General features: G+C 67.0%; 21 protein-coding genes. 10 read left to right on the top strand and 11 right to left on the bottom strand.

The window, feature by feature from the left end; genetic code table 11:
* Window positions 1-2: 2 nt before the first annotated feature.
* The 4 genes from ABD022_RS11115 to ABD022_RS11100 all read right to left on the bottom strand — a co-directional run bounded on the left by ABD022_RS11115 (window position 3) and on the right by ABD022_RS11100 (window position 4,369).
* Complete coding sequence (locus tag ABD022_RS11115; protein ID WP_325124424.1) at window positions 3-878, bottom strand: branched-chain amino acid ABC transporter permease; 876 nt, start codon at window positions 876-878, stop codon at window positions 3-5.
* Between the two features lie 346 nt (window positions 879-1,224).
* Window positions 1,225-2,181 carry a phenylacetic acid degradation operon negative regulatory protein PaaX gene (gene paaX, locus ABD022_RS11110; RefSeq protein ID WP_325124425.1) on the bottom strand — a complete coding sequence of 319 codons (957 nt, stop codon included), beginning with the start codon at window positions 2,179-2,181 and terminating at the stop codon, window positions 1,225-1,227.
* 19 nt (window positions 2,182-2,200) lie between these two features.
* Window positions 2,201-3,238 (bottom strand): 2Fe-2S iron-sulfur cluster-binding protein, encoded by a 1,038-nt coding sequence (locus ABD022_RS11105; RefSeq protein WP_325124426.1) that lies wholly within the window; start codon window positions 3,236-3,238, stop codon window positions 2,201-2,203.
* A gap of 105 nt (window positions 3,239-3,343) precedes the next feature.
* The gene (locus ABD022_RS11100; protein WP_325124427.1) at window positions 3,344-4,369 is read right to left on the bottom strand and encodes a hypothetical protein; all 1,026 of its coding nucleotides are present in this window, start codon (window positions 4,367-4,369) and stop codon (window positions 3,344-3,346) included.
* Window positions 4,370-4,726: 357 nt separating this feature from the next.
* On the opposite strand from ABD022_RS11100, the gene paaN reads away from it, so the two are divergent.
* The 7 genes from paaN to ABD022_RS11065 are packed head-to-tail and all read left to right on the top strand — an operon-like array spanning window position 4,727 to window position 12,975.
* The gene (gene paaN, locus ABD022_RS11095) at window positions 4,727-6,394 is read left to right on the top strand and encodes a phenylacetic acid degradation protein PaaN (protein ID WP_325124428.1); all 1,668 of its coding nucleotides are present in this window, start codon (window positions 4,727-4,729) and stop codon (window positions 6,392-6,394) included.
* Between the two features lie 32 nt (window positions 6,395-6,426).
* Window positions 6,427-7,221 carry a 2-(1,2-epoxy-1,2-dihydrophenyl)acetyl-CoA isomerase PaaG gene (gene paaG, locus ABD022_RS11090; protein WP_325124429.1) on the top strand — a complete coding sequence of 265 codons (795 nt, stop codon included), beginning with the start codon at window positions 6,427-6,429 and terminating at the stop codon, window positions 7,219-7,221.
* Window positions 7,222-7,225: 4 nt separating this feature from the next.
* A complete protein-coding gene (locus tag ABD022_RS11085; protein ID WP_325124430.1) occupies window positions 7,226-8,752 on the top strand; it encodes a 3-hydroxyacyl-CoA dehydrogenase in 1,527 nt (508 codons plus the stop codon).
* Window positions 8,742-9,230, top strand: a complete 489-nt coding sequence (gene paaI, locus ABD022_RS11080; RefSeq protein ID WP_325124431.1) for a hydroxyphenylacetyl-CoA thioesterase PaaI — start codon at window positions 8,742-8,744, stop codon at window positions 9,228-9,230. The genes ABD022_RS11085 and paaI overlap by 11 nt, the downstream gene beginning before the upstream one ends.
* A gap of 47 nt (window positions 9,231-9,277) precedes the next feature.
* Window positions 9,278-10,600 carry a phenylacetate--CoA ligase PaaK gene (gene paaK / locus ABD022_RS11075; protein WP_325124432.1) on the top strand — a complete coding sequence of 441 codons (1,323 nt, stop codon included), beginning with the start codon at window positions 9,278-9,280 and terminating at the stop codon, window positions 10,598-10,600.
* A gap of 9 nt (window positions 10,601-10,609) precedes the next feature.
* On the top strand, window positions 10,610-11,833 hold the full coding sequence (gene pcaF, locus ABD022_RS11070; RefSeq protein ID WP_343821344.1) for a 3-oxoadipyl-CoA thiolase: 1,224 nt from the start codon (window positions 10,610-10,612) through the stop codon (window positions 11,831-11,833).
* Entirely contained in the window at window positions 11,830-12,975 is a 1,146-nt protein-coding gene (locus tag ABD022_RS11065; protein WP_414647410.1) for an ABC transporter substrate-binding protein, read from the top strand. Before pcaF ends, ABD022_RS11065 begins: the two co-directional genes overlap by 4 nt.
* Window positions 12,976-13,009: 34 nt before the next feature.
* On the opposite strand, the gene ABD022_RS11060 is transcribed toward ABD022_RS11065, so the two are convergent.
* Entirely contained in the window at window positions 13,010-13,816 is an 807-nt protein-coding gene (locus ABD022_RS11060) for an IclR family transcriptional regulator (RefSeq protein ID WP_325124434.1), read from the bottom strand.
* Between the two features lie 81 nt (window positions 13,817-13,897).
* On the opposite strand from ABD022_RS11060, the gene ABD022_RS11055 reads away from it, so the two are divergent.
* Window positions 13,898-15,028, top strand: coding sequence for a homogentisate 1,2-dioxygenase (locus ABD022_RS11055; protein WP_325124435.1), 1,131 nt, complete (start codon window positions 13,898-13,900; stop codon window positions 15,026-15,028).
* Between the two features lie 116 nt (window positions 15,029-15,144).
* On the opposite strand, the gene hmgA is transcribed toward ABD022_RS11055, so the two are convergent.
* From hmgA to ABD022_RS11025, 6 genes are all read right to left on the bottom strand, one after another.
* The gene (gene hmgA, locus ABD022_RS11050) at window positions 15,145-16,443 is read right to left on the bottom strand and encodes a homogentisate 1,2-dioxygenase (protein WP_325124436.1); all 1,299 of its coding nucleotides are present in this window, start codon (window positions 16,441-16,443) and stop codon (window positions 15,145-15,147) included.
* An 86-nt stretch (window positions 16,444-16,529) separates the two neighbouring features.
* Window positions 16,530-17,171, bottom strand: coding sequence for a maleylacetoacetate isomerase (maiA, locus tag ABD022_RS11045; RefSeq protein ID WP_325124518.1), 642 nt, complete (start codon window positions 17,169-17,171; stop codon window positions 16,530-16,532).
* A gap of 7 nt (window positions 17,172-17,178) precedes the next feature.
* The gene (locus ABD022_RS11040; RefSeq protein ID WP_325124437.1) at window positions 17,179-18,198 is read right to left on the bottom strand and encodes a fumarylacetoacetate hydrolase family protein; all 1,020 of its coding nucleotides are present in this window, start codon (window positions 18,196-18,198) and stop codon (window positions 17,179-17,181) included.
* 70 nt (window positions 18,199-18,268) lie between these two features.
* Complete coding sequence (locus tag ABD022_RS11035) at window positions 18,269-19,249, bottom strand: TRAP transporter substrate-binding protein (RefSeq protein ID WP_325124438.1); 981 nt, start codon at window positions 19,247-19,249, stop codon at window positions 18,269-18,271.
* A 67-nt stretch (window positions 19,250-19,316) separates the two neighbouring features.
* Window positions 19,317-20,594: a TRAP transporter large permease gene (locus ABD022_RS11030; protein WP_343821343.1), complete on the bottom strand. Its 1,278-nt coding sequence runs from the start codon at window positions 20,592-20,594 to the stop codon at window positions 19,317-19,319.
* Window positions 20,582-21,232 carry a TRAP transporter small permease gene (locus tag ABD022_RS11025; protein ID WP_343821342.1) on the bottom strand — a complete coding sequence of 217 codons (651 nt, stop codon included), beginning with the start codon at window positions 21,230-21,232 and terminating at the stop codon, window positions 20,582-20,584. Before ABD022_RS11025 ends, ABD022_RS11030 begins: the two co-directional genes overlap by 13 nt.
* Window positions 21,233-21,369: 137 nt before the next feature.
* Between ABD022_RS11025 and ABD022_RS11020 the strand changes: the two genes are divergently transcribed.
* Both ABD022_RS11020 and ABD022_RS11015 read left to right on the top strand, forming a co-directional pair.
* Window positions 21,370-22,281, top strand: coding sequence for a LysR family transcriptional regulator (locus ABD022_RS11020; protein WP_325124441.1), 912 nt, complete (start codon window positions 21,370-21,372; stop codon window positions 22,279-22,281).
* Between the two features lie 132 nt (window positions 22,282-22,413).
* Window positions 22,414-24,990, top strand: coding sequence for an EAL domain-containing protein (locus ABD022_RS11015; protein ID WP_343821340.1), 2,577 nt, complete (start codon window positions 22,414-22,416; stop codon window positions 24,988-24,990).
* The last annotated feature ends 12 nt before the right edge of the window (window positions 24,991-25,002 follow it).

Below are 25,002 nucleotides of genomic sequence, written 5' to 3'. Positions count from 1 at the left end.
GCTCATACCCGCTCCGTCGAGAGGCCCCCGAACAGGCCGCGCGGCATGAAGAACAGGATCAGCAGGATCAGGACGAAGGGGATGGCGTCCTTGTACGCCGAGGAGACGTAGCCCGCGCCCATGGCTTCCAGCACGCCGACCAGCAGGCCGCCGACCACCGCGCCCAGGCCGCTGCCCAGGCCGCCCACCACCGCGGCCACGAAGCCCTTCAGGCCCAGCATGATGCCCACATCGTAGGACGTCAGCGTGATCGGCGTGATGAGGATGCCGCCGAGTGCGCCGAGCGCGGCGGCCAGGGCGAAGCTCATGAGCAGGACCCAGCCCGTGCTGACGCCCACCAGTTGCGCGGCGACCCGGTTGTAGGCCGTGGCCAGCATGGCCTTGCCCGCCAGCGTGCGGCTGAAGAAATACCACAGCAGCGCCACCACGACCGCCGTCACCCCGAACACCCAGAAGCTCTGCGGCTGCAGCGTCGCGCCCAGAAGCGAAAAGGGTGCGTGATCGGAAAACGGCGGCAGGCTGTGGGCGCCCTTGCCCAGCCAGACCTGGATCAGGCCGCGCAGCACCAGCGAAGCGCCGATGGTGATGATGATCAGGGTGACCGTGTCCGCGTCCTTGACCGGCTCGATGGCGCATTTTTCGAGCAGCACCCCTACCAGCGCCGGCAGCAGCACCGCCAGCGCGAAGGCGGGCGCCCAGTGCAGGCCCGCCTGGGTGAAGAACACGGCCAGCATGCCGCCCAGCATGATGAATTCGCCCTGGGCGAAATTGATCACGTGGCTGGCGTTGTAGATCAGGTTGAAGCCCAGGGCGGCCAGGGCATAAGTCGCCCCGACGGTCAGGCCCGAAAACAGGAACTGCAGGAACTCCGCATGCACGGCTTGTCTCCTTGCCGGGACGCGATGCCGTTCCGCGCATGGCGGAGGGCCTACGATCCCGATATATTACAAATCGATTTTTTAATCATCATATTTGGTATCGGAGAAAACATAGAGGACAAGCGCAGGATGATCAAGAGGATCTGATGAATAACCCACAGCCATTCGGGAAAACCATCAATTGAATCCCGGGTCCAACTCATCCATTCATCGGATCACCCTCTGGATCCAGGCCTGTCCACACAATACGCAAAAAAGGTTTTTTTCTTGAAATTTGTATCATCACGGCCTGAAACAGGCTGCCAGGCCGTGTGGCCGGCCGGATGCAGAGGCGGCTGCCCGGGAATCAGAGCGAGATCGAGACCAGCGGATCGTCGGAGGGAAACCGCTCGAAGCCGTCTTCCAGGCGCGCCGGCACCGTGCCGTCGGCCAGCCGCATATGGGCGTCCAGGTGCCATTCGGACGGCTCGGCCAGGCGGCGGTACAGTTCGCGGCACACCATGCGCGCGGACTGCCCCGGCCAGTCTGCCGGCAGCAGCACTTCCGGCAATTCGGGATCGCGCAGCAGCAGGCGGCGGTAATCATGGATCATCAGCACCCGCGTCAGGAAGGCCTCCTCGGGTTCCAGGCGGGTCCGGCGGTCGCGCCGCAATTCGGCCAGGATCGGCAGGTAGTCGGCCACGAAGGCGGCATAGGACTCGGCCAGGCGTTCCAGGTTCCAGGCACGGGCGACGAGGTCGGCGTCGGATGCCGTCAGGGTGATGCGAGCATCGGCCGCCAGCAGGGGCAGCAGGCTGCCCAGCATGTCGCCCAGGCCGTCGGCCTCGAGGGCATCGTAGACGGCCTCCAGGTGCGTCGACGGGTGCACGAAGCAATCGCTTCCGAGGCTGCCGAAGCCCTGCCACAGCAGGGCCTGGCGCAGGCGGTCGCGCTGCCGGGCATCGAGTTCGCCGACTACCAGGATCAGGCGCCAGCGGCGATCCCAGATCGGTGCGTGGGATGAATAGATGTGGCGCGAGGCTTCCTCGAAGCGCAGGCGCCCCGAATCGGTCAGCACGTATTCGGCCCGGCGCCCGTGGGTATCGGCACGCAGCCATTTCTCCTTGCCGAGGCGGAACACCGAGGTGCGCACCAGGCGCTCGTTCAGGCCCAGGGGCTCGAGCAGGTGGATCAGGCTGCCCAGCCAGATCCGGCCGCCGCGCGGCAGGACGGCATCGCCGAAGACCGACATGATCAGTGAACCCGCGCGCACTCGCTGCTGTTGACGGAAACGGTCGATGCGGTGCTGGATGGCGGGAATCAAGGCGGTCGGAGCGTGGTTTTCAGGATTGGCGGCCTTCGGATCGGGTGTTCTGGATGGCGAAGAATCCTTCCTTGTGGATGAGTGCGTCCTTCGCGCCCAGCGACTTGACCGCCGCGACGCAGGCGTCCACGAATTCCGGACTGCCCGCGATGAAAATACTGTGCGCGGACAGGTCGGGATACAGGCTGGGCAGGATGGCATCGATGCGGCCTTCCAGGTAGCCTTCCCGCTGTTCGCGCGTCAGGGTTATTTTATAGTCGAAATTGCGATGCTTGGTGCGCCACCAGGCCATCATGCCCTGGCCATAGACGTCTTCTGCGGTGCGGGCCGAGAAGATCAGGTCCACTTTCTTGCGATAGCCGCGCCGCAGCGCGGCCTCTGCCAGGTCCAGGATGGGCGCCAGGCCCGTGCCCGCCGCCAGGCAGAGCACCGGGGTTTCCGCGGACGGATCGCCGATGAACGTGCCATAGGCGCCATTGATCTTGACGCTGTCGCCAACCCGCAACGTGTCGTGGATCCAGGCGCTGGTGACCCCGTCGTCCGCCCGTGCCACCTGCAGGGTGATCTCGCCATCGGGGCGAGGCGCATTGGCGATCGAATAGGCCCGCCTGGGGATGTCGGCGCGCTCGTCGCCCAGCGTGACGTACTGGCCCGGCCAGTAGCGGATCGGCTGGCCCACCGGGCGCAGGCGGATCTCCAGGGTGCGGCGGGCCACCTCGCGGCGCTCGATCAGGACGAACAGCGCGCCTTCCCGCGGCGGAAACAGCTTCGGCCGCGCATCGGCCGTACCCCATTCGATCACCATCTCGTCGGAGATGGGCTTGGCCATGCACATCAGGCCGTAGCCCTGGCGGCGCTCTTCTGCCGACAGGGCCATGTCCAGCACCATCCCCTGGTCGTACTGGCCTTCCAGGACACGGACCTTGCATTCGCCGCAGGCGCCGGCACGGCAGTTGTTGGGCAGCGCGTAGCCGGCCCTTTCGAGGGCCATCAGGACTGTGTCGCTGTCCTTGCATTCCACGGACTTGCCGGAGGGTTGGATGATGATGCGTGACATGAAAGCTTCCGTTTCTTTCGACTTTCTGGGAGGTGGCCCCGCCGCCAGGGGCACGGGCGGGGCCGGGATGGACCGCGGGAGCGGGACGCGCAGCGCCCCGTCCGGTCAGAACACCGGGATGATGTCCTGCATTTCCACGTCCGAGATCTCGTGCCCGGTGATCCCGACTTCCGGAATCGCGGGGAACGGAATGTCGTAGCGGTCCAGGACGCCCTTGAGATTCAGCATCGCGTTCTTCCAGTTCTCGAGCTTGGCTTCGTAGGTGGGGATGCCAAAGCCGGCGTCGCGGGCAATGGCCTCGGCTTCGCGCTGCGTGGCGATGAAGTCGTCGGGCAGGTCCCAGAATTCCATCGGCGGCTCGAACAGCACGGCCGACAGGAACAGGTAGCCGGCGCGGATCTGCTTGGTGACGACGGACTTGTGCTCTTCGCTGAGCCCCGGGTAATCGCGCTCCATCACGGCCATGCAGATCGCCATGTGGCGGCCCTCGTCGCGGCCGATGTTCTTGAAGGCTTCCTTGAACACCGGTTCACGCGAGTTTTCGTACATCTGCTTGAAGATGGTGGCGGCGGCGATCTCTCCCATGAGGAAGGAGCTGAACAGCACCGCCAGGTCGTACTTGGGCACGGCGTTCTTGTAGCCGTTCCAGTAGCGCGCGCCGTTGAAATACAGCCACTTGGCGTTTTTCTGCAGGCGCCGGCCGATGTCGGTCTTGGGCTCGTAGGTGAGCGGGTCGGGATGATCGAGCAGCTTGGTGATGGACAGGCCGCACATGATCTCGTGGTTCTGCTCGTCGCTGGTGACCGAGAAGAAGCACTTGCGCACGGGGTCTTCTTCATGGACCTCGTAGGTCTTGATCAGGGCCTCGGCGAAGACCGGGGGCGCGGAGGCATCGAACACGGACAGCAGCGTCCACCAGTAGGCGATGCATTCGCGTTCTTCCCAGGAATAGCTCTCGACGTCGAGCGTATCCCAGGGCAGTTTCTCGGGTTCCCAGTATTCCCTGAGCGAGGCTTCCCAGACTTCTTGCAGCTTCTGGGTCTTGCGATGCCAGGACAGGGGATAGACGTTGGGCTGTTCAATTTCGGGTGGAAATTCCATCTTGTCCGAAAAGCGTTCCTTGCTGGACATGAAAGGGCTCCTTTGGATGGGGGGTACGAGGGTAGGTTCTGGTCCTGCTGGCCCGATCCGGATCAGGCACGGCTCAATCATGTTACTTGAATAACGCTTCTGTCAAATTATTTGTATCGCTTGAGACCTAGGGTTTTCCAGAGTGAATGGATAGAAACCGCCATGAACGTCGAAAACACCCTATGAAACCATTGATTTTCCTTGTTATTCGATTGCTTGATGAATCCATCACCAAAAAAGATAAATTAGGTTTGATTGAAAAGTTGCCTTCCAAAAGTGATACATTAATCGACATCAAATATGAAGTTTCGTATTTCTAAAAATGCCGCCCCGCCATGGGCCGGCACAGGAGGACCCATGCCGCATCCCCTGCTCGACACGCACCGCCCCCTGCTCGACCGCGCCCTGCAAGCCATCGCCACGCGCGGCTACTGGGCGGCGTTCGCGGAATCGCCCAGTCCCAAGGCCTACGGCGAAGACGCGCCCGAGGCAGGCCGCGCCGCCTTCGAGGCGCATCTGGGCAAACCCTTCGAACTCGGCCAACCGGGGCAGTGCGGGTGGCACGAAGATGAAACTTCCCCTTACGGCATGCCGCTGGGCATCCGCTACCCCCAGTCCGATCCCCAGGCCCTCGTGCAGGCGGCCCTGGCGGCCATGCCGGCCTGGCAGGCACTGGGCGCCGAAGGCCGCACCGGCATCTGCCTGGAAATCCTGCAGCGGCTGAACCGCCAGAGCTTCGAGATCGCTCATGCGGTCATGATGACCAGCGGCCAGGGCTGGATGATGGCCTTCCAGGCAGGCGGCCCGCATGCCCAGGACCGCGGTCTGGAGGCCGTGGCCTACGCCTGGCGCGAAATGTCGTTCATACCCGCCGAGGCCACCTGGGAAAAACCGCAGGGCAAGCATCCGGCCCTGGTCATGCGCAAGCACTATGAAATCGTCGGCCGCGGCGTCGGCGTGGTCATCGGCTGCGCGACCTTCCCCACCTGGAACACGTATCCGGGGCTGTTCGCCGCCCTGGTCACCGGCAACCCCGTCATCCTGAAGCCCCACGGCAACGTCGTCCTGCCGGCCGCCATCACGGTCCGCACGATCCGCGCCGTACTGGCCGAAAACGGCCTGGATCCGGATCTGGTCACCCTGTGCCTGCCGCCCGACCACGAAACCGCGCACGCGCTGTACACCCACCCGGAAGTCCGCTCGATCGACTACACGGGCGGCAACGTCTTCGGCCAGTGGCTGCTGGACAACTGCCGCCAGGCCCAGGTCTACGCAGAACTCGCCGGCGTCAACAGCATCGTGATCGATTCCACCGACGACTATGCGGGCATGCTGCGCAACCTGGCCTTCACCCTGTCGCTCTATTCCGGGCAGATGTGCACGACGTCCCAGGCGATCGTGATCCCCGCGCAGGGCATCGATACCGACCAGGGCCGGAAATCCTTCGACCAGGTGGGACAGGACCTGGCCCAGGCGATCGAGCGCTTCCTGGAAAAACCCGAGACCGCCCTGGCCGTGCTGGGCGCGATCCAGTCCGACGCCACGCTGGCCCGCATCGACGAGGCCGCGGGCGGCGGCATGGGCCAGGTCGTGCTGGCGCCCAAGGCACTGCACTACGAGGCTTTCCCCCAGGCGCGGGCGCGCACGCCGGCCCTGCTGGCCTGCGACGCGCGGGACTCCGGACACTACGCCAGGGAACAGTTCGGCCCCATCAGTTTCCTGGTGCGTGCCGACGACACGGACGCCGCCCTTGCGCTGGCCGAAGACCTGGCGCGCCGGCACGGCGCCCTGACGCTCGCGGTCTACAGCACCCGCGACGCAGTGCTGGACGCCGCCGTCCGGATGTCCTGGCGCGCCAAGGTCGCACTGTCCATCAACCTGACGGGCGGCGTCTTCGTGAACCAGTCGGCAGCCTTCTCCGATTTCCACGGCACGGGCGGCAACCCGGCGGCCAACGCCTCGTACGCGGATTCGGCCTTCGTGGCCAACCGCTTCCGGGTCGTGCAGCGCCGCCGCCACGCCTGACAACCGCTCACGATCCGAGAAGGCCCGCATCCATGACCTACCAGAACATCCGCTTTTCCATCGACGAAGGCGTCGCCCGCCTGACCCTGGCACGGCCCGACAAGCTCAACAGCTTCACCGAAGCCATGCACCTCGAGGTACGCGACGCGCTGGACCGCGTCCAGCGCGACAGCGCGGTCCGCGTGCTGGTCCTGGGCGGCGCAGGCCGCGGCTTCTGCGCAGGCCAGGACCTGGGCGACCGCGCCATGCAGATCGGCGCCGGCCAGACGCCCGACCTGGGCGCCACCGTCGAGGCCTTCTACAAGCCGCTGATCCTGGCCCTGCAGAACCTCCGGGTGCCTTCCCTGGCGGCCGTCAACGGAATCGCCGCGGGTGCGGGCGCTTCGATCGCCCTGGCCTGCGACCTGGTCGTCGCCGCCGAATCCGCCTATTTCCTGCAGGCCTTCAGCAAGGTCGGCCTGATCCCCGACACCGGCGGCACCTGGCTGCTGCCCCAGCGCATCGGCATGGCGCGCGCCATGGGCCTGGCCCTGCTGGCCGAGCGGCTGCCCGCGCGGCAGGCGGCCGACTGGGGCCTGATCTGGTCCTGCGTTGCCGACGATGCCTTCGAGGCCGAGATCGACCGGCTGGCCACGCAGCTGGCCCAGGCGCCGACCCGCGCACTGGTGCGCACGCGCCAGGCGATGCACGCCGCCGCCTCGCACACGCTGGAGCAGCAGCTTTCGATGGAAGCCGGCATCATGCGCGAGCTGGGCTGGCGGCACGACTACGCGGAAGGCGTCGCCGCCTTCCTGGAAAAACGGCCCGCCCGGTTCACGGGGGAATGACCGCATGGCTGCCCTGGACCCCAGTACGATCGTCGCCGTGGTTGGCGCCGGCACCATGGGCGCCGGCATCGCCCAGGTCGCGGCACTGGCCGGACACCCCGTCCGCCTGCACGACGCCCGCCCGGGCGCCGCGGCCCAGGCCATCGCCGGCATCCAGGACAGCCTGCGCACCCTGGCGGCCAGGGGCAAGCTGGATGCCGGCCTGGCACAAGCCGCCGGCCAGGCCCTGAGCCCTGCCGACGACCTGGCCGGCCTGGCCGGGTGCGGCCTGGTCGTCGAAGCCATCGTCGAGCGGCTCGACGCCAAGACCGCCCTGTTCGGGGCGCTCGAAGGCATCGTGGCCCCGGACTGCCTGCTGGCCACCAATACGTCGTCCATCCCCGTCACCGCCATCGGCGCGGGACTGCGCCATCCGGAACGCCTGGGCGGCATGCATTTCTTCAACCCGGCGCCGCGCATGCCGCTGGTCGAGATCGTCTCCGGCCTGGACACCGACCCGGCCACGGCCCGGGCCCTGTCCGATACCGCGGCGGCCTGGGGCAAGACGCCGGTATCGGCCCGCTCCACGCCCGGCTTCATCGTCAACCGCGTGGCCCGCCCCTTCTACGCCGAAGGCCTGCGCCTGCTTCAGGAACAAGTCCTGGATCCGGCCACGCTGGATCACATCATGCGGGCCTGCGGCGGTTTCCGCATGGGCCCGTGCGAACTGACCGACCTGATCGGCCAGGATGTGAACGCAGCTGTTTCCCGCAGCGTATGGACTGCCTTCCACCACGCACCGCGCTTCGAGCCATCCATGCTGCAGCAGGAACTGGTCGACGGCGGACGCCTGGGGCGCAAGTCCGGACGCGGCTTCCACGATTACCGGCCGGATGCGCCGCCCCCCCAGCCGCGGCTGGCCGCCCCGCACCCCTGCCCGGATACCCTGTCGATCCATGGCGACACGCCGCTGGCGCGCGCGCTGGCCGAGCGCCTGCGTGCGCGCGGCATCGCGTTCGAAACCGCCCCCGCCGCCCGGGACTGCCGCGTCGCGCGCGCCGGCGAAGCCATCCTGTACCTGACCGACGGCCGCAGCGCCACCGAACGCGCCCGCGACCTGGACCAGCCCGCCACGCTGCTGCTGGACCTGGCGCTGGACCCGGCCACGGCTTCCTGCCTGCCCCTGGCTGCCGCCCGGCAATGCCCCGAGCCGGCACGCCGGGAAGCCATTGGCCTGCTCCAGGCGGCGGGCTTCGAAGTCGCCCCCATCCGGGATGCACCCGGCATGGTGGTGATGCGCACCGTCGCCATGCTGATCAACGAAGCCGCCGACACGGTCCACCAGGGCGTCTGCAGCGCTGCCGATCTCGACCTGGCCATGCGGCTGGGCGTGAATTATCCGCTGGGGCCGCTGGACTGGTGCAACCGCATCGGCGCCGGTACGATCGGCGCAGTACTGAATCATCTGCGTCGCAGCGACGGCGAGCGGTACCGCCCCTGCATCGCCCTGCAAACCGCCATCCACTCGGGAAAACCTCTCCATGACGCATGAAGCACTCGCACCCCAGACCCTGGCCGAAACCGTGGCTGCCGCCATGTGGTCCCGCGATCGCGCCGCGCAGGCGCTGGACATGCGCCTGGATTCCATCGCGCCCGGCAGCGCGCGCCTGTCCATGACCGTGCGCGGCGACATGCTCAATGGCCACGGCATCTGCCACGGCGGCATGATCTTCACACTGGCCGACACGGCCTTTGCCTACGCCTGCAACAGCGACAACCACAACACGGTGGCCTCGGCCTGCCACATCGACTTCCTGGCGCCCGCCCACGAAGGCGACCGCCTGCAGGCGCGCGCCGAGGCCCGCACCCAGGGGGGCCGCACCGGGGTTTACGACATCACGGTCCACAACCTGACGGCTGGCCGCGACATCGCGCTGTTCCGCGGCAAATCGCACCGCATCCAGGGCATGGTGACCGACACCCTGCCCACGGACGCCCCGAAGAGTCTGTCCAGCGTGCACAGATCCTGACCGGCCCGTCCGCGAATCGAATCACAAGACACAGGAGACAACACATCATGCCCGTCAAAACCGTCCAAGCCGGGGATCTGGAGCCCATCGAGACAGCCAGCCGAGACGAGATCGCCGCACTGCAGCTCGAGCGCCTGCGCCAGACCCTGCGCAACGCCTACGAAAACGTGCCGCACTACCGCCAGGCCTTCGACGCGCGCGGCGTCCACCCCGACGACCTGCAGCGCCTGGAAGACATCCGCAAATTCCCCTGCACCACCAAGGAAGACCTGCGCCGCAACTACCCCTTCGGCATGTTCGCCGTGCCCCGGGAACGCCTGGCCCGCCTGCATGCTTCGTCGGGCACGACCGGCAAGCCCACCGTCGTCGGCTACACCCTGAAGGACATCGACACCTGGGCCCAGCTGGTGGCGCGATCGATCCGCGCAGCGGGCGGCCGCGCGGGCGACACCGTCCACGTCGCCTACGGCTACGGCCTGTTCACCGGCGGCCTGGGCGCCCACTATGGCGCGGAGCGCGCCGGCTGTACGGTCATCCCCATGTCCGGCGGGCAGACCGAGAAACAGGTGCAGCTGATCATGGACCTGCGGCCCGACATCATCATGGTGACGCCTTCCTATTCCCTGGTCATCGCGGAAGAATTCGACCGGCAGGGAATCGCCCCCGACGACATTTCACTGAAGGTTGGGATCTTCGGCGCCGAACCCTGGGGCGAGGGCATGCGCACCGAGATCGAACGCAAGCTGGGGCTGGATGCCGTGGACATCTACGGGCTGTCCGAAGTCATGGGCCCGGGCGTCGCTTCGGAGTGCATCGAAACCAAGGACGGCCCGGTGATCTGGGAAGACCATTTCTATCCGGAAATCATCAACCCCGCCACCGGTGAGCCTGTGGCCGACGGCGAGGAAGGCGAACTGGTCTTCACTTCGCTCACCAAGGAAGCCCTGCCGATCGTGCGCTACCGCACCCGCGACCTCACCCGGCTGCTGCCCCCGACTGCCCGCAGCTTCCGGCGCATGGGCCGCATCACCGGCCGCAGCGACGACATGCTGATCATCCGGGGGGTGAACGTATTCCCCACCCAGATCGAGGAACAGATCCTGCGCGACCCGATCTTCAACGGCATCTACCAGATCGTCGTCACGCGCGCCAACCACCTCGATCAGGTGGAGGTCCGCTGCGAACTGCAGCACGAGGCCAACGAATCCAGCGCCGAAATCGTGGACCAGTCGATCCGCCGCCTGCAGCACCACATCAAGACCAACATCGGCATCTCGACCAGGGTCACTGTCCTGCGCTACGGAGAACTGCCGCGCACCCAGACCGGCAAGGCCCGCCGCGTGTTCGACGAACGCCCCAAGCAGGCATAAGGGGAACCCATGGACGCCTTTCTCTGCGACGCGGTACGCACGCCCATCGGACGCTACGGCGGCGCCCTGGCTGGCGTGCGCGCCGACGATCTCGCCGCGCTGCCGCTGCGTGCCCTGATGGAACGCCACCCCGGCCTCGACTGGTCGGCGCTCGACGACGTCCTGCTGGGCTGCGCCAACCAGGCTGGCGAGGACAACCGCAACGTGGCCCGCATGGCTGCGCTGCTGGCCGGCCTGCCCCTGTCCGCGCCCGGCGCCACGATCAACCGCCTGTGCGGGTCGGGCATGGACGCCATCGGCACGGCCGCGCGCGCCATCCGGGCCGGGGAAGCCCACCTGATGATCGCCGGCGGCGTCGAATCCATGTCGCGCGCACCCTTCGTCGTGGCCAAGGCCGAGCAGGCCTGGTCGCGCCAGGCGGCGATGTACGACACCACCATCGGCTGGCGTTTCGTCAACCCGCGCCTTGACCAGGAGCACGGCACGCACTCCATGCCGGAAACGGCGGACAACGTTGCCGAGGAATTCGGCATCTCGCGCGCCGACCAGGATGCTTTCGCCCTGCGCAGCCAGCAGCGCTGGGCGCGCGCCCAGGCGGCCGGCCGTTTCGCGGACGAAATCGTGCCGGTGCGCATCCCACGCCGCAAGGCCGACGACCTGGTCATCGATACGGATGAGCATCCCAGGCCCGACACGAGCGCCGAGGCCCTGGCCCGCCTGCGCGGCATCAACGGGCCAGACCTCAGCGTGACGGCGGGCAACGCCTCGGGCGTCAACGACGGCGCCTGCGCCGTGCTGCTGGCATCGGGCGAAGCCGTGCGCCGGCACGGCCTGGCGCCCCGCGCCCGCATCCTGGGCATGGCGGCGGCCGGCGTGGCTCCGCGAATCATGGGCATCGGCCCGGTCCCGGCGGTGCGCAAGGTCCTTGCCCTGACCGGCCTGAAACTGGAACAAATGGACGTGATCGAACTCAACGAAGCCTTTGCCGCCCAGTCGCTGGCGGTGCTGCGCGAACTTGGGCTGCCCGATGACGCTCCGCACGTGAATCCGAATGGCGGCGCGATCGCCATCGGCCATCCGCTGGGCATGAGCGGCGCCCGGCTGATCACAACCGCCAGCGCCGAGCTGACCCGGACCGGCGGCCGTTACGCCCTGTGTGCCATGTGCATCGGCGTGGGCCAGGGCATTGCCATGATCATCGAAAACACCCACACCCAAGGAGACACACCATGAAAGCATCGACACGGCGCTGGATGACCGGCTTCGCGCTGGCTGCCTTCGGCTTCGCCGCCCAGGCTGCGGATCCCATCAAGATCGGCTCGGTCCTGTCGGCCACCGGTCCCGCGGCCTTCCTGGGCGACCCGGAAGTCAAGACCCTGGAAATGTACGTCGACTCCATCAACAAGGCGGGCGGGCTGCTGGGCCGGCAGCTGCAGCTCGTGCACTACGACGACGGCAGCGACGCGAACAAGGCCAACAGCTTCGCCAAGCGCCTGATCTACGACGACCAGGTCGACGTGATCATCGGCGGCACCACGACGGGCTCCACCATGTCCATGGATCCGCTGGCCGAAAAGGCGGGCGTCCCCTTCATTTCCCTGGCGGGCGCGGTGGTCATCATCGACCCGGTCAAGAAATGGCTCTTCAAGACCCCGCACACCGACCGCATGGCCGCCGAAAAGGTCTTCGAGGACATGAAGAAGCGCGGCTACACCAAGATCGCCCTGCTGAGCGAAACCAGCGGTTTCGGCCAATCCGGCAAGAAGGAATCCGAACTGGTCGCGCCCAACTACGGTATCCAGATCGTGGCCAACGAAACCTACGGCCCCAAGGACACCGACATGAGCCCGCAGCTCACCAAGATCAAGAACGACCCCGCCGTCCAGGCCGTGCTGATCTTCGGCCTGGGCCAGGGCCCGGCGCTGGCCACCCGCAACTACAAGCAGCTGGGCGTGAAGCTGCCGCTCTACCACGCGCACGGAGTGTGCTCGAACGAGTTCATCAAGCTGGCACGCGATGCGGCCGAAGGCGCGCGCCTGCCCTGCGCGGCGCTGGTCGTCGCCGACAAGCTGCCCGACAACGATGCGCAGAAACCGATCGTCACGGCCTACGCCAAGGCATTCCAGGAGCGCTGGAAGTCCGAAGTATCGACCTTCGGCGGCCATGCCTATGACGGCCTGATGCTCTACGTCGATGCGGTCAAGCGGGCCGGCACCACCGACAAGGACAAGGTGCGCGACGCCATCGAGCAGACCAAGGGCTACGTCGGCACGGGCGGAGTGGTGAACATGTCCCCGACCGACCACATGGGCCTGGACCTGAGCGCCTTCCGCATGCTCGAGATCCAGAACGGAGACTGGAAACTGGTCGACTGAACGCGAGCCCCGCGCGCAGTATTTTCCCGGCCGCTCATGCGGCCGGTTTTTTATCGCGGCCTGCAGGCCGCTCCGATTCGCCGGGCGCCGCGATTGAGATTCGGCGGGCGGCGGCGCGCAGCGCCTCGGCGGCGGGGCCGTCAGGGTCGGCCGGCAGGGATGCGGCGTGCCCCACCACCGTCAGGGCCAGCAGCAGCTGGCCCTGCGCGCCGAACACCGGCACGCTGATCGCGTTGATGCCCGGGACGTGCTCGCCTTCCACCACGGCCAGGCCTTGCGCGCGGATGTCACGGCGCAGCGCGGCGGCAAGCCGCCGCGCCGGCGGCTCCTGCCAGGCGGCGAAGATCCGCCCCGTGGCGGAGGATTCCAGGTCGAACAACGCACCCTCGGCCACGCCGACCGACATCCCGCGGCCCGGCTGGCAGACCCGCACGGCCGTCACCCCGCCCTGTCCGGGCACCGCGACGAAGCAGGTCTCGCCCAGCATCTGCGCCAGCATGCGGGCCTCGGCCCCGGCCAGGCGCAGCGGATCCTGGCGCGACAGCCAGGACAACGCCAGGTCGCGGACAGCCGGGCCGATGTCGTACTTCCCCGTCCGCGCGTCCTGGATCACCCATCCGGCCCGCGCGAGGCTGACCAAATAACGGTAGGCCTTGGCCCGGTGCATGCCCGCCCGCCGGGCCAGATCCGACAGGCCGCACGGCGTTTCGCCATCGGCCAGCTGGCGGAACAGGTCCAGCCCCACCTCCACGGACTGGATGCCCGGTACATCGCCGGGCCAATCGCCTCCGGCGGCAGAAGACGGGCCGATTGATTCATGGGGAAAAATTGTTGGACGCATCGCGCTTCCGGCCTTAGATTTAAGGTGTTGTCTAAATAATAACACTGTTAATCATTGCATAACATCATCGGAGAGACCCTCATGAAGAACCCGATCACTTTCCCCAAGGCCGAAGGCATCTACACCCGCCAGGCCCACTGCGACATCCCCGACGGCCTGTACGAACGCGAGCACGGCCGCAACGGCTTCTTCGGCCCCGCCAGCCACATCCTGCACACGCACAAGCCCACCGGATGGACGAAATGGGAAGGCCCCCTGGAGCTCACCCTGCTGGACCTGAACCGCCTGAACGACAGCGCCCCCTGCCCCTGGAAGGCGCAACGCTTCATGCACAACGGCCAGACCCAGGTCTGTTTCTGGAAATTCGACGTCTCCATGCCGGACCTGGCCCGCAACGGGGACGGCGACATGATCCTGTTCTTCCACAAGGGCGAAGGCGAGTTCTTCTGCGACTATGGCCACATGAGCTACCGCGAAGGCGACTACATCAACATCCCGCGCGGCACGACCTGGCGCCTGGAAACCTCGGTGCGCAACGAAGTCCTGACCATCGAGGCCACCGAAGACCTGTTCCAGCTGCCCGAACGCGGCATCACCGGCCGCCACGCGCAATTCGATCTGGCCGTGCTGGACACGCCGAAGATCGACGAGGCCTACAAGGCCCAGTACGGCGAGCACGAGACCCGGGTGCGCGCCAAGCGCCGCCAGCAGGTCACGACGGTGACCTTCCCCTACAACTTCCTGGACACGGCTGGCTGGCACGGCGACTGCGTGCCGGTGAAGCTGAACTGGCGCGACATCCGCGAGCTGCTGTCGGACCGCTACCACCTGCCGCCCACGGTGCATGCGACCTTCCTGTCGAACACCATCATCGTCTGCACCTTCGCCCCGCGTCCCATCGAAAGCGACCCGGGCGCCCTGAAGGTGCCCTTCTATCACAACAACGACGAGTTCGACGAGTCGATCTTCTACCACCAGGGCAATTTCTTCAGCCGCGACAACATCAAGCCGGGCATGTTCACGCTGCACCCCTCGGGCTTCCACCACGGCCCGCACCCCAAGGCCTTTGCCGCCGCCGCGGCCAACAACAAGGGCGAACGCAAGTACACCGACGAGGTCGCGGTGATGATCGATTCGCGCTACCCGCTGGAACTTGACGTCTTGCCCAATGGGGTCAAGGTGCCGGGGTATCTGGATTCGTGGAAGGAGTGAGCCTGGGTTCGCAAGAGAGCCCCCTCCCGTCGCTCGAAAAAGATCGAGAAAAGTCGGGTGGGGGCATGACGCAACCGTATGAGGCGCCGGCGGCTTCCCGTTTCAGAAACCCAAGCCTACCGCTTTGCCGGATCGAAGTGCTTCTTCAGCCCCTGCCAGCAGCGGTAGTATTCCCGCTGCCGCTGCGGCGATTCCAGGGCCTGGCGCGTGGCCTGGATCGCCACCGGCGTCTCGAACATGAACGCCATCGTGTCGGCGATGTAGTCCGGCCTGGACGTGTCCGCCGCGCTGGCCTTGGCGAAGGTCTCGGCATCGGGGCCATGGCCCGTCATGGTGTTGTGCAACGAAGCGCCGCCGGGCTGGAAGCCTTCGGCCTTGGCGTCGTAGCGGCCATGCACCAGCCCCATGAATTCTCCCGCCAGGTTGCGGTGGAACCAGGGCGGCCGGAACGTGTCCTGCATCGCCAGGATGCGCGGTGCGAAGACGACGAAATCGATGGTGTCCACCCCGGGCACGGCACTGGGCGCGTGCAGCACCAGGAAGATCGACGGATCCGGATGATCGTAGGTGATCGAGCCGATCGCATTGAAGCGCCGCAGATCGTACTTGTAGGGCGTGTCGTTGCCGTGCCAGGCAACGACATCCAGGGGGGAATGATCCATGCGCGCGGCCCAGAACCGGCCCTGGAATTTCGCCAGCAGTTCGAAGTCGCCCTCGATGTCCTCGTAGGCGGCCACGGGCGCCAGGAAATCGCGCGGATTGGCCAGGCCGTTGGAACCGATCACGCCCAGGTCGGGCAGCCGGAAGGGCGCGCCGGGGTTTTCGCACACATAGCCGCGCGCCGCGCCATCGGGCAGGCGCACCTGGAAGCGCACGCCGCGCGGAATGACGGCGATTTCCTGCGGCTCTACCGCCAGCACGCCCAGTTCGGTGGCCAGCTCCAGGCGTCCGAACTGGGGCACGATCAGCAATTCGCCGTCGGCATCGTAGAAATAGCGATCCTGCATCGACCGGTTGGCGGCATACAGGTGGATGCCGCAGCCGGCATTGCCGCCCATGGTCACCATGCCGTCCACGAAATCCGTGGCCGTGCCTGCATCGGGCAGGGGCAGGGGATCCCAGCGCAGCGGATCGGGCGGGGTGGGAACCTCATCGTAGCGGCTCAGCCAGCGCGCGCCCGCGGACGAGGGCTGGAATGGCCCGTGCGTGGCGGCCGGCCGGATGCGGTACAGCCAGGAGCGCCGATTGAGGTGGCGCGGCGCGGTGAAGGCCGTGCCCGAGAGCTGCTCGGCATACAGCCCGTAAGGGGCCCGCTGAGGAGAATTGCGGCCCGCCGGCAAGGCGCCGGGCAAGGCCTCGGTGGCGAATTCGTTGCCGAATCCGCTCTGGTATTCCAGGAAAGGGGTCGTGCTCATGATGATCTCTCGAAAAACACGGCCGGCGGCGGCTGCACACACGCCGGAACCGCGGGAACCGCAGTCCGCGGCCGCGGAGCGCCCGGTCACTCGGCGTCGGGCTGCCCGTCCGGATGCGCGGCCCTGAAGGCCGGCATCGATTCACAATGCGCCGCGATCCGCGCGATCGTCGGAAAGGCCGACAGATCGACATCATAGCGGCGCGCGTTGTACACCTGGGGCACCAGGCAGCAATCGGCCAGGCTCGGCTCGTCGCCATGGCAGCACAGCCCCGTCTCGGGCGATTGCAGCTGGGCCTCCAGCGAGCGGAACCCCAGTTCGACCCAGTGCCGGTACCAGGCATCCCGGCCGGCCTGCTCGATCTTCAGCTCATGCGCCAGCCAGCGCAGAACGCGCAGGTTGTTCAGCGGATGGATGTCGCAGGCGACGTGCAGCGCCAGGGCGCGCACCCGGGCGCGGCCCGGCGCATCCGGCGGCAGCAGGATGGCGGGGCCATGCGTTTCGTCCAGGTATTCGATGATCGCCAGGGACTGGGTCAGGATGCGGTCGCCTTCGGCCAGCGCGGGCACCAGGCCTTCGGGATTGCGGCGACGGTACTCTTCCCCGAACTGCTCGCCACCGTGGCGCAGCAGATGGACGGGGATCACCCGGTAGTCGAGCCCCTTCAGGCTCAGCGCGATCCGCACGCGGTAGGCCGCCGAACTGCGGAAGTAGGAATAGAGTTCCAGCATGGGATCAGGCTCCCGCCCGGCGTTCGACCGTCTGCTCGATGATGCCGAAGATGTCCTCGCCCCTTGCATCGCTCATGTGGATGCGCACACGATCGCCGAAGCGCATGAAGGGCGTGACGGGCGCCCCGCCCTCGATGGTCTCGTACATGCGGACTTCGGCGATGCAGCAGTAGCCCACGCCGCCATTGCGGATGCTGGAGCCGTGCAGCCCCCCCTGCTTGTTGGATACCGTGCCCGAACCGATGATCGTCCCGGCCGCCAGCCTGCGTGTGCGGGCGGCGTGCGCGATCAGCTGCGGGAAATCGAAGGTCATATCCTGCCCCGCATCCGGGCAGCCGAAAGGCTCGCCGTTCAGCTCGACCCGCAGCGGCAGGTGGACCTTGCCGCCGTGCCAGGCCGGCCCCAGTTCGTCGGGGGTGACGGTGACCGGGGAAAACGCGCTGGCCGGCTTGGACTGGAAGAAGCCGAAGCCCTTGGCCAGTTCGGCCGGGATCAGGCCGCGCAGGGATACGTCGTTGACCAGCATCAGCAGGCGGATTGCATCCGCGGCCTGCGCCGGCGACGCACCCATGGGCACGTCGCCGGTGACGACGGCGACCTCGGCCTCCATGTCGATGCCCCAGTCCTCGGAGTCGGCGACGATGGGGTCGCGCGGGCCGATGAAACTGTCCGAACCGCCCTGGTACATCAGCGGATCGGTGAAGAAGGATTCCGGCACCTGGCTGTTGCGCGCGCGGCGCACCAGCTCCACGTGGTTCAGGTAGGCCGAGCCGTCCGCCCACTGGTAGGCGCGCGGCAGCGGCGAATGGCAGGCAGCCTGGTCGAAAGCGCGCGCCGCGCCGTCCTGGCCCGAATTGAGCCGGTCATAGGCGGCGAGCAGCGCCGGCAGGCAGGCATCCCAGTCATCCAGCGCCGCCTGCAGGGTGGGTGCGATCTCGGGCACGGCGACGCACTGCGTCAGATCCCGGGACACGACGACCAGGCGGCCGTCGCGCGACTCGTTTTTCAAGGTGGCAAGCTTCATGGGAACTCCGGTGGCCGGGTGCGCCAGGCGCACCCGGACGCGCGCGGGCAAGCCGCGCGCACGATCTGGCTTACTTCAGTTCGGCCTGGACCTGGTCGAACAGATCCTGACCCACGCTGGGAATGAACATCTGCCACACCGGCTGCACGCGCTCGCGCATGCGATCGTGCTCGGCGTCGCTGACTTCGTTGATCTCCATGCCGTGCTTGGCCATGGTTTCCTTGGCCGACTGCGCCTGGGCGCGCGCCACCTGGCGCTGATAAGTCCGGGCCTCGACGGCGGAATCCTTCAGGATCTTCTGCTGCTCGGGCGTCAGCTTGTCCCAGAACGCCTTGGACACCAGCGGGATGAAGGCGCCGTAGCTGTGGCGCGTGATGGACAGGTATTTCTGCACTTCGTACAGCTTGAGCGCCGCAATCACGGCATTGGGCGTACCCTGGCCGTCGATGGTGCGGGTCTCCAGCGCGGTGTAGAGCTCGGGCACCGCCAGCGGCACCGGGTTGGCGCCCAGGGCCTTGATGGTCTCCTGCGTGATCTTGGCCTGGATCGAGCGGAACTTCAGGCCCTCGAAGTCTTCGACCTTGGCGATCGGATGCTTGCTGTTGGTGGCATTGAAGAAGCCATTTTCCCAATAGGCCAGGCCCACCAGCCCGTGCGCGGGCAGGGTTTCCAGCAGCTTCTGGCCCACCGGGCCGTCCAGCACTTTCTCGGCTTGCTCGCTGTTCTTGAACAGGAAGGGGAAATCCAGGATCTCGTAGGCCTTGACCATGCCCGTCAGGGTGGTGGTCTGGGGCACGGTGAACTCGATCGTGCCGCCCTGCAGGGCGGAGGTCACCTGCACGTCGTTGCCCAGCGCGCCGCTGTAGTAGGGCTTGATGTCGATCTCGCCGTTGCTCTTGGCCTTGACCAGTTCGACGAACTTGGCCACGCCCTGGCCCTGGTGGGATTTCTCGGGCAGAGTCACGGCGAATTTCGCGGTCACGGCCGCCCAGGCCGAGCCGGACAGCGTCGCAGCCAGCAGGCCGACGATGAGGGTGGTGCGCAATTTCATGGTTTGTCTCCTTGGGTGGAATCGAATGAGGTACCCAGCGCGAACCTCTGGATGAACATGTCCGGACCTAGCGCCACCATTGGGCGGGCACGGTCACCAGCTCGGGGAACAGAATCAGGGCAATCAGCAGCGATGCCAGGGCCAGCAGGAACGGGCCGATGCCGCGTGTGGCCTGGGCCATGGATACCTTGCCCACGGAACCGACGACGTTCAGCACGACGCCCACGGGCGGCGTGATCATGCCGATCGAGCAGTTCATGATGAAGATCACGCCGAAATACACGGGATCGATGTCGGCCGCCTGGATGATCGGCATGAACACCGGCGTGAAGATCAGCACGATGGGAATGAAATCCAGCACCATCCCGGCGAAGAACACCACCACCATCATGGCGGCGACCAGGACCAGCGGGTGATCCGACAGGGACGTCAGCCAGCCGCCCACCTGGCCCGAGATGTCGGCGATGGTGATCATGTAGGACGCGACCATCGCCAGCGCGGCCAGCAGCAGCACCACCGAGGTCGTCTGCGCCGTGGACAGCAGGCATTCGTAGACCTTGCGCCAGCTCAGTTCCCGGTACACCACCACGCCGACGAACAGCGCGTAGGCCGCCGCCACCACGGCGGACTCGGTCGGCGTGAAGATGCCGAAACGCAGGCCGCCGACGATGATGACCGGCAGCATCAGCGCCCAGCCGCCCTGCCCCAGCAGGCGCATCCTTTGCCCCCAGGGCACCCGGGGGGTCAGCGCCACCTTCTGGCGGCGGGCGACGAACCACCAGGCCACGGTCAGGAACAGGCCCATCAGGACGCCCGGCACGATCCCGGCCAGGAACAGGCGGGTGATCGACACATTGGCCACCACGCCGAAGATCAGGAAGCCGATCGACGGCGGGATGACCGGCGCGATGATGCCGCTGGCGGCCATCAGGCCGCAGGCACGCGCCGGATCGTAGCCGGCCTGGCGCATCATGGGCACCAGGATGGCCGCCAGCGCCGCCGTGTCCGCCACCGCGGACCCGGACAGGCTGGCCAGCAGGATGCCGGCGCAGATGGCCACGTAGCCCAGGCCGCCGCGCAGATGGCCGACGAAGGCGCTGGCCATGTCGACGATGCGCCGGGACAGCCCGCCAGCGTTCATGAACTCGCCCGCCAGGATGAAGAAGGGCACCGCCATCAGCACGAAATTGTCGGCACCCGCGATGGCGTTCTGCACCACGATCTGGGCGTCGAACTGCCCCGTCAGCAGCATCAGCGCCACCCCGGCGAACATCAGCGCGAAGGCGATCGGCAGGCCCAGCGCGATCAGGCCCAGCAGCGAGCCCAGGAAGACTAACGCGCCCATGGCCGGCCTTCCTTCGAGTCAGCCGCCCCGCGGCCCGTGGGCGCGGACGGATGCCCCGGCTCGTCCTCGATGCGTTCGGCCAGGCTCTCGATGCGGTCGGCCAGGTCTTCCGTGAGGCCGTCGTCGATGCCGGCCAGCGCCCGGCGGATGTTGTTGCAGACCGGGAAGATCAGCGCCACCCCGAACACCAGCGCCGTTCCGTACAGCCAGGCATAGGAAATGCCCAGGACCGGATAGGTATTGCCCAGGTTGATCGAGGTCTGGCGCCAGCCGCCGACGATGAAGATCCCGCAGCCGACCAGGATCAGCGCGCCGGTGAAGACCACGAGCGCGCGCCGGGTGCGTGGCCCGACGGCGCGCTGCAGCGTATCGAAGCCGATGTGGATGCGCCGGGCCGAAGCCAGCACCGCGCCCATGAAGATCAGCCAGACGAAGAGCAGGCGGGACAATTCCTCGGAAATGGCAATGCCGGAATTGAAGGCATAGCGCAGCACGACATTGCCGAAGACCAGGATGCCCATGATCGTCAGGCAGGCGACGATCATGATTTCGAAACCCCGCGCGATCAGATGGGCGGCGCGTTGCCGCGGCGGCATGCGGCGCGAGGCCTTGCTCGGGGGTTCCCAGCGGGAAGGCATGACGTTGTCTCCGGTCCGTCCAGGGATGTCGGGTGCCGGCCGCATCGCCGGCGCATCCTCGTTATCGATGCCCCATTAGACGCAGTTTCCAGATATCATTCAAACAGTTTTTATTCATCGATTCATAGGGTGATCCGATGGAAGTGACACTGCGCCAATTGCGCGCCTTCACGGCGCTGGCCCGCACCGGGGGCTTCACCCGGGCGGCCGAATCCCTGCACATCACCCAGTCTGCGCTCAGCGGCCTGATCAAGGAACTGGAGTCCCAGCTGGGCGTGCGCCTGGTGGACCGCAATACCCGGCGCATCCAGCTGTCGGAAGTCGGACGCGAATTCCATTCGGTGGCCACGCGCATCCTGCGCGACCTGGACGGCGCGCTCGAAAACATCGACAACCTCAAGCGCCTGCGGCGCGGCATCGTGCGCATCGCCGCTCCCCAGCTGATGGCCAGCACCCTGATCCCGGAAGTCATCGCCAGCTTCCGCCGGGAACACCCCGACATCCAGGTCCACCTGCTGGACTGTGCGGTCGAAAACGCCATCGCCCAGGCCGTGCGCGGCGAAGTGGACGTCAGCATCGGCCCCCACCGCGAAGGGCTGGCCGAGCTGTCGGCCGACCCCCTGTTCGACCTGCCCTTCATGGCCGTGTTTCCACCGGGCCACCCGCTGGAATCGCTCAAGCACATCCGCTGGACCGACCTGGTGCGCTATCCCCTGATCGCGCTGCAGGGCCAGTTCACGGACCGCCTGGCCCTGGACCTGTACCGGATGGCCGACATCCCCGCCATCCACCCCAGCCACGAGGTGGCCTTCATGAGTACCGCCCTGAGCATGGTCAGCGCGGGACTGGGCGTAACGGCGGGGCTGCCCTACGCGCGCACGCTGGTGGACCTGTACGGCCTGCGCATGCGGCCGCTGCAGGATCCGGTGATCCGGCGCCAGTTCTTCATCTACAGCCGCCTGCATGCCAGCCCGCCGCCCGCCACCCAGGCTTTCGTGCGGCACCTGCATGAACATGTGGGCACGCGGGACTGGAGAAACCCGGAATAAGCCGCTGTTTCCACCATGGAACCACCGAATCCGGACGGCACCGCCCTCCTATAATCGAGCCTCGGCCGATCGCATGGGCACTTCCGGGTCTGGATCGTTTCAGCGGAGCCCCAGGCCCCACCGGAAACGCCGATGAACATCCTCCTACGACCCATCCGCGCGCTTGCCTGCCTGCTTTTGCTGCTGGAAACGGCGGCCGTCCTCGCGCCGGTTCCCGCCAGCGCCACGACGCTGACGGTGGGCATCAGCGACATGGGTCCGCTGCTTTCGACCGCCCCCAACGGGCAGCCCGACGGCGTTCTGGGCAACATTCTTTCCGAGATCGCGCACCAGGAACACTGGACGCTGAAGACCGAACTCTGCGAATGGCAGGATTGCGTGCGCAAGCTGCGGGACGCGGAAATCGACCTGCTGCCCGCCGTTTCCCTCACGGCCGAACGCACGGCCGTGTTCGACTACCACCAGACACCGATCCTGCAGACCTGGTCCCAGGTCTACGTACGCCCGGGCGAAACGATCAACACTCTTCAGGATCTGAACGGCCGGCGCCTGGTCACCCTGGGCGGTTCGACTGAATACAGTTACCTGGAAACCCTGCTACCCAGCCTGGGCATCCAGGCCCGCCTCGGCCCGGTGGACACGCTGATCCAGGGTTTCCGGGAAGTGCAGACAGGCCAGGCCGATGGCGTCGCGTCCGACTTCTTCTTCGGCAACGCCACGGCTGCGCAATACGGCCTGACGGCCACACCCATTCTTTTCCTGCCTTCCGGCCTCTATTACGCGGCCCCGAAAGGCCGCGGCGCCGATGTCCTGCATGCCATCGACCGCCACCTGGTCGCCTGGAAGGCCGATCCGGGTTCCGTCTACTACCGCATCCTGACCCGCTGGGACAGCCAGAAGACGCGTCCGATCGCCACCCCCCGGCCCGGCCACGGGCCCGTCGCCCTGGCGGCGACAGTCCTGGCCGTGCTGGCGGCGCTGGCCTGGGCCGGGTACACCCGCCACAGGACCCGGCGCCTGGAAACCGTGGGACAACACCTGTCTGCCATCCTGGACCACATCGACGACCTGATCTGCATCGAGGACGAAGACCGGCGCTGCCGATACGCCAACCGGCCGTTCCGTGAATTCTTCGGCCTGCCCGACATGGCGCCGGAAGCGGCCGACCCCGGATACCACCCCGACGCCATCCGCGCCAACGGCATCGCGGCCGCGGATCTTCCGGCCCTGAGACGAGGCGAGCGCATCGTCGCCGAAGAGCAGCGGCCATCGGCCCGGACGGGCCGGATGCACACGTTCCAGTCCATCAAGATGCCGCTGCGCGGCCCGGATGGCGCGACCGGGATGTACTGCACCATCCTGACCGACGTCACCGCCCGCATGCAGGCCGAGGCCCTGGCCCACCACCACGCCCTCCACGACCCCCTGACGGGCCTGCCCAATCGCATCCTGCTGCTGGACCGGCTGAAGCGGATACGGCCCGACGCCGGCTGCAGCGCCGTGCTGATCCTGGACCTGGACGATTTCAAGAAACTCAACGACAGCCGCAGCCATGCCGTCGGCGACCGCGTCCTGAAAGAAGTGGCGCGCCGCCTGAAGGACTGCACGCTCGAGCGGGACATGGTGTCACGCGCCAGCGGCGACGAATTCATGGCGCTGCTCGCCGGGCTGGGCCCGGACCCCGCCACCGCCAGCCGCCGGGCACGGCAGGTCGCCGAAAGGCTGCGGCTCGCGCTGGCGTCGACCCCGCTGGATCCGGGTGAACAACAGGCCTGCGTATTCACCGCCAGCATCGGCCTGACCCTGCTGCCCGCCGGGGACGCGGGTGCGGACGATGCCATCCGCGAGGCCGACCTGGCGATGCAGCGCGCCAAACAGCTGGGCGGCAATCAGGTCGTCTTCTACGATCACACGCTGCAGACGGAATTCGAACAGCGCCTGTGGATGGAAAAAGACCTGACCCTGGCACTGAGCACCCGGCAACTGTCCATGCACATCCAGCCCCAGTATGCGCGCGACGGCCGGGTCACGGGCGCCGAACTGCTGGCGCGCTGGACGCACCCCGAGCACGGCCCGATCTCGCCCGCCCGGTTCGTGCCCCTGGCCGAAGAAACGGGCCTCATCCACCACCTGACCGACTGGTCCCTGAGCGAGGCCTGCCAGACGCTGCTCGACCTGCAGGGACTGGACGAGACCTACCCGGTCTCCATCAACATCAGCCCCAGGGTCCTGATGGATCCGGGATTCGGCGCAGCCGTGCGCGGCCTGCTGAAACGCACCGGCGCCCCCGGCAACCGCCTGATCTTCGAGATCACCGAAGGGGTGTGGATCCAGGACGTCGAGGCCACGGCGCAGCGCATGCGCGAACTCAACCGCCTGGGAATCCGCTTTTCCATCGACGATTTCGGCACCGGCTACTCCAACCTGTCCAGCCTGATGCGCCTGCCGATCTTCGAACTGAAGATCGACAAGAGCCTGATCCGGAACCTGCCCGACGACCCCGACAGCATCGCCATCGCCCGGCTGATCCTGGCCATGGCCGAACAACTGGATTTCTGGGTCGTCGCCGAAGGCGTGGAAGACGAGCCCCAGGCCGATTTCCTGATCCGGCACGGCTGCGATGCGATACAGGGCTACCTGCGTGCACGCCCCATGCCGATCGAGGCGTGGCTGACCTCGGTGCGCCGGCAACGCGCCCTTCCGGGATAGCCGGCGCGGCAA

The organism is Castellaniella daejeonensis (genome assembly GCF_039523555.1).
GTDB classification, from domain to species: Bacteria; Pseudomonadota; Gammaproteobacteria; order Burkholderiales; family Burkholderiaceae_B; genus Castellaniella; species Castellaniella daejeonensis.
This window is presented reverse-complemented; position numbering and strand designations above follow the sequence as displayed.

Coding starts and splice junctions, on each gene's coding strand:
- ABD022_RS11060 (WP_325124434.1), bottom strand. CDS start 13,816: ATGCGTCCAACAATTTTTCCCCATGAATCAATCGGCCCGTCTTCTGCC.
- paaK (WP_325124432.1), top strand. CDS start 9,278: ATGCCCGTCAAAACCGTCCAAGCCGGGGATCTGGAGCCCATCGAGACA.
- ABD022_RS11085 (WP_325124430.1), top strand. CDS start 7,226: ATGGCTGCCCTGGACCCCAGTACGATCGTCGCCGTGGTTGGCGCCGGC.
- ABD022_RS11040 (WP_325124437.1), bottom strand. CDS start 18,198: ATGAAGCTTGCCACCTTGAAAAACGAGTCGCGCGACGGCCGCCTGGTC.
- ABD022_RS11100 (WP_325124427.1), bottom strand. CDS start 4,369: ATGTCCAGCAAGGAACGCTTTTCGGACAAGATGGAATTTCCACCCGAA.
- ABD022_RS11105 (WP_325124426.1), bottom strand. CDS start 3,238: ATGTCACGCATCATCATCCAACCCTCCGGCAAGTCCGTGGAATGCAAG.
- hmgA (WP_325124436.1), bottom strand. CDS start 16,443: ATGAGCACGACCCCTTTCCTGGAATACCAGAGCGGATTCGGCAACGAA.
- ABD022_RS11065 (WP_414647410.1), top strand. CDS start 11,830: ATGAAAGCATCGACACGGCGCTGGATGACCGGCTTCGCGCTGGCTGCC.
- paaN (WP_325124428.1), top strand. CDS start 4,727: ATGCCGCATCCCCTGCTCGACACGCACCGCCCCCTGCTCGACCGCGCC.
- pcaF (WP_343821344.1), top strand. CDS start 10,610: ATGGACGCCTTTCTCTGCGACGCGGTACGCACGCCCATCGGACGCTAC.
- ABD022_RS11025 (WP_343821342.1), bottom strand. CDS start 21,232: ATGCCTTCCCGCTGGGAACCCCCGAGCAAGGCCTCGCGCCGCATGCCG.
- paaI (WP_325124431.1), top strand. CDS start 8,742: ATGACGCATGAAGCACTCGCACCCCAGACCCTGGCCGAAACCGTGGCT.
- ABD022_RS11030 (WP_343821343.1), bottom strand. CDS start 20,594: ATGGGCGCGTTAGTCTTCCTGGGCTCGCTGCTGGGCCTGATCGCGCTG.
- paaG (WP_325124429.1), top strand. CDS start 6,427: ATGACCTACCAGAACATCCGCTTTTCCATCGACGAAGGCGTCGCCCGC.
- ABD022_RS11020 (WP_325124441.1), top strand. CDS start 21,370: ATGGAAGTGACACTGCGCCAATTGCGCGCCTTCACGGCGCTGGCCCGC.
- ABD022_RS11055 (WP_325124435.1), top strand. CDS start 13,898: ATGAAGAACCCGATCACTTTCCCCAAGGCCGAAGGCATCTACACCCGC.
- ABD022_RS11035 (WP_325124438.1), bottom strand. CDS start 19,249: ATGAAATTGCGCACCACCCTCATCGTCGGCCTGCTGGCTGCGACGCTG.
- ABD022_RS11015 (WP_343821340.1), top strand. CDS start 22,414: ATGAACATCCTCCTACGACCCATCCGCGCGCTTGCCTGCCTGCTTTTG.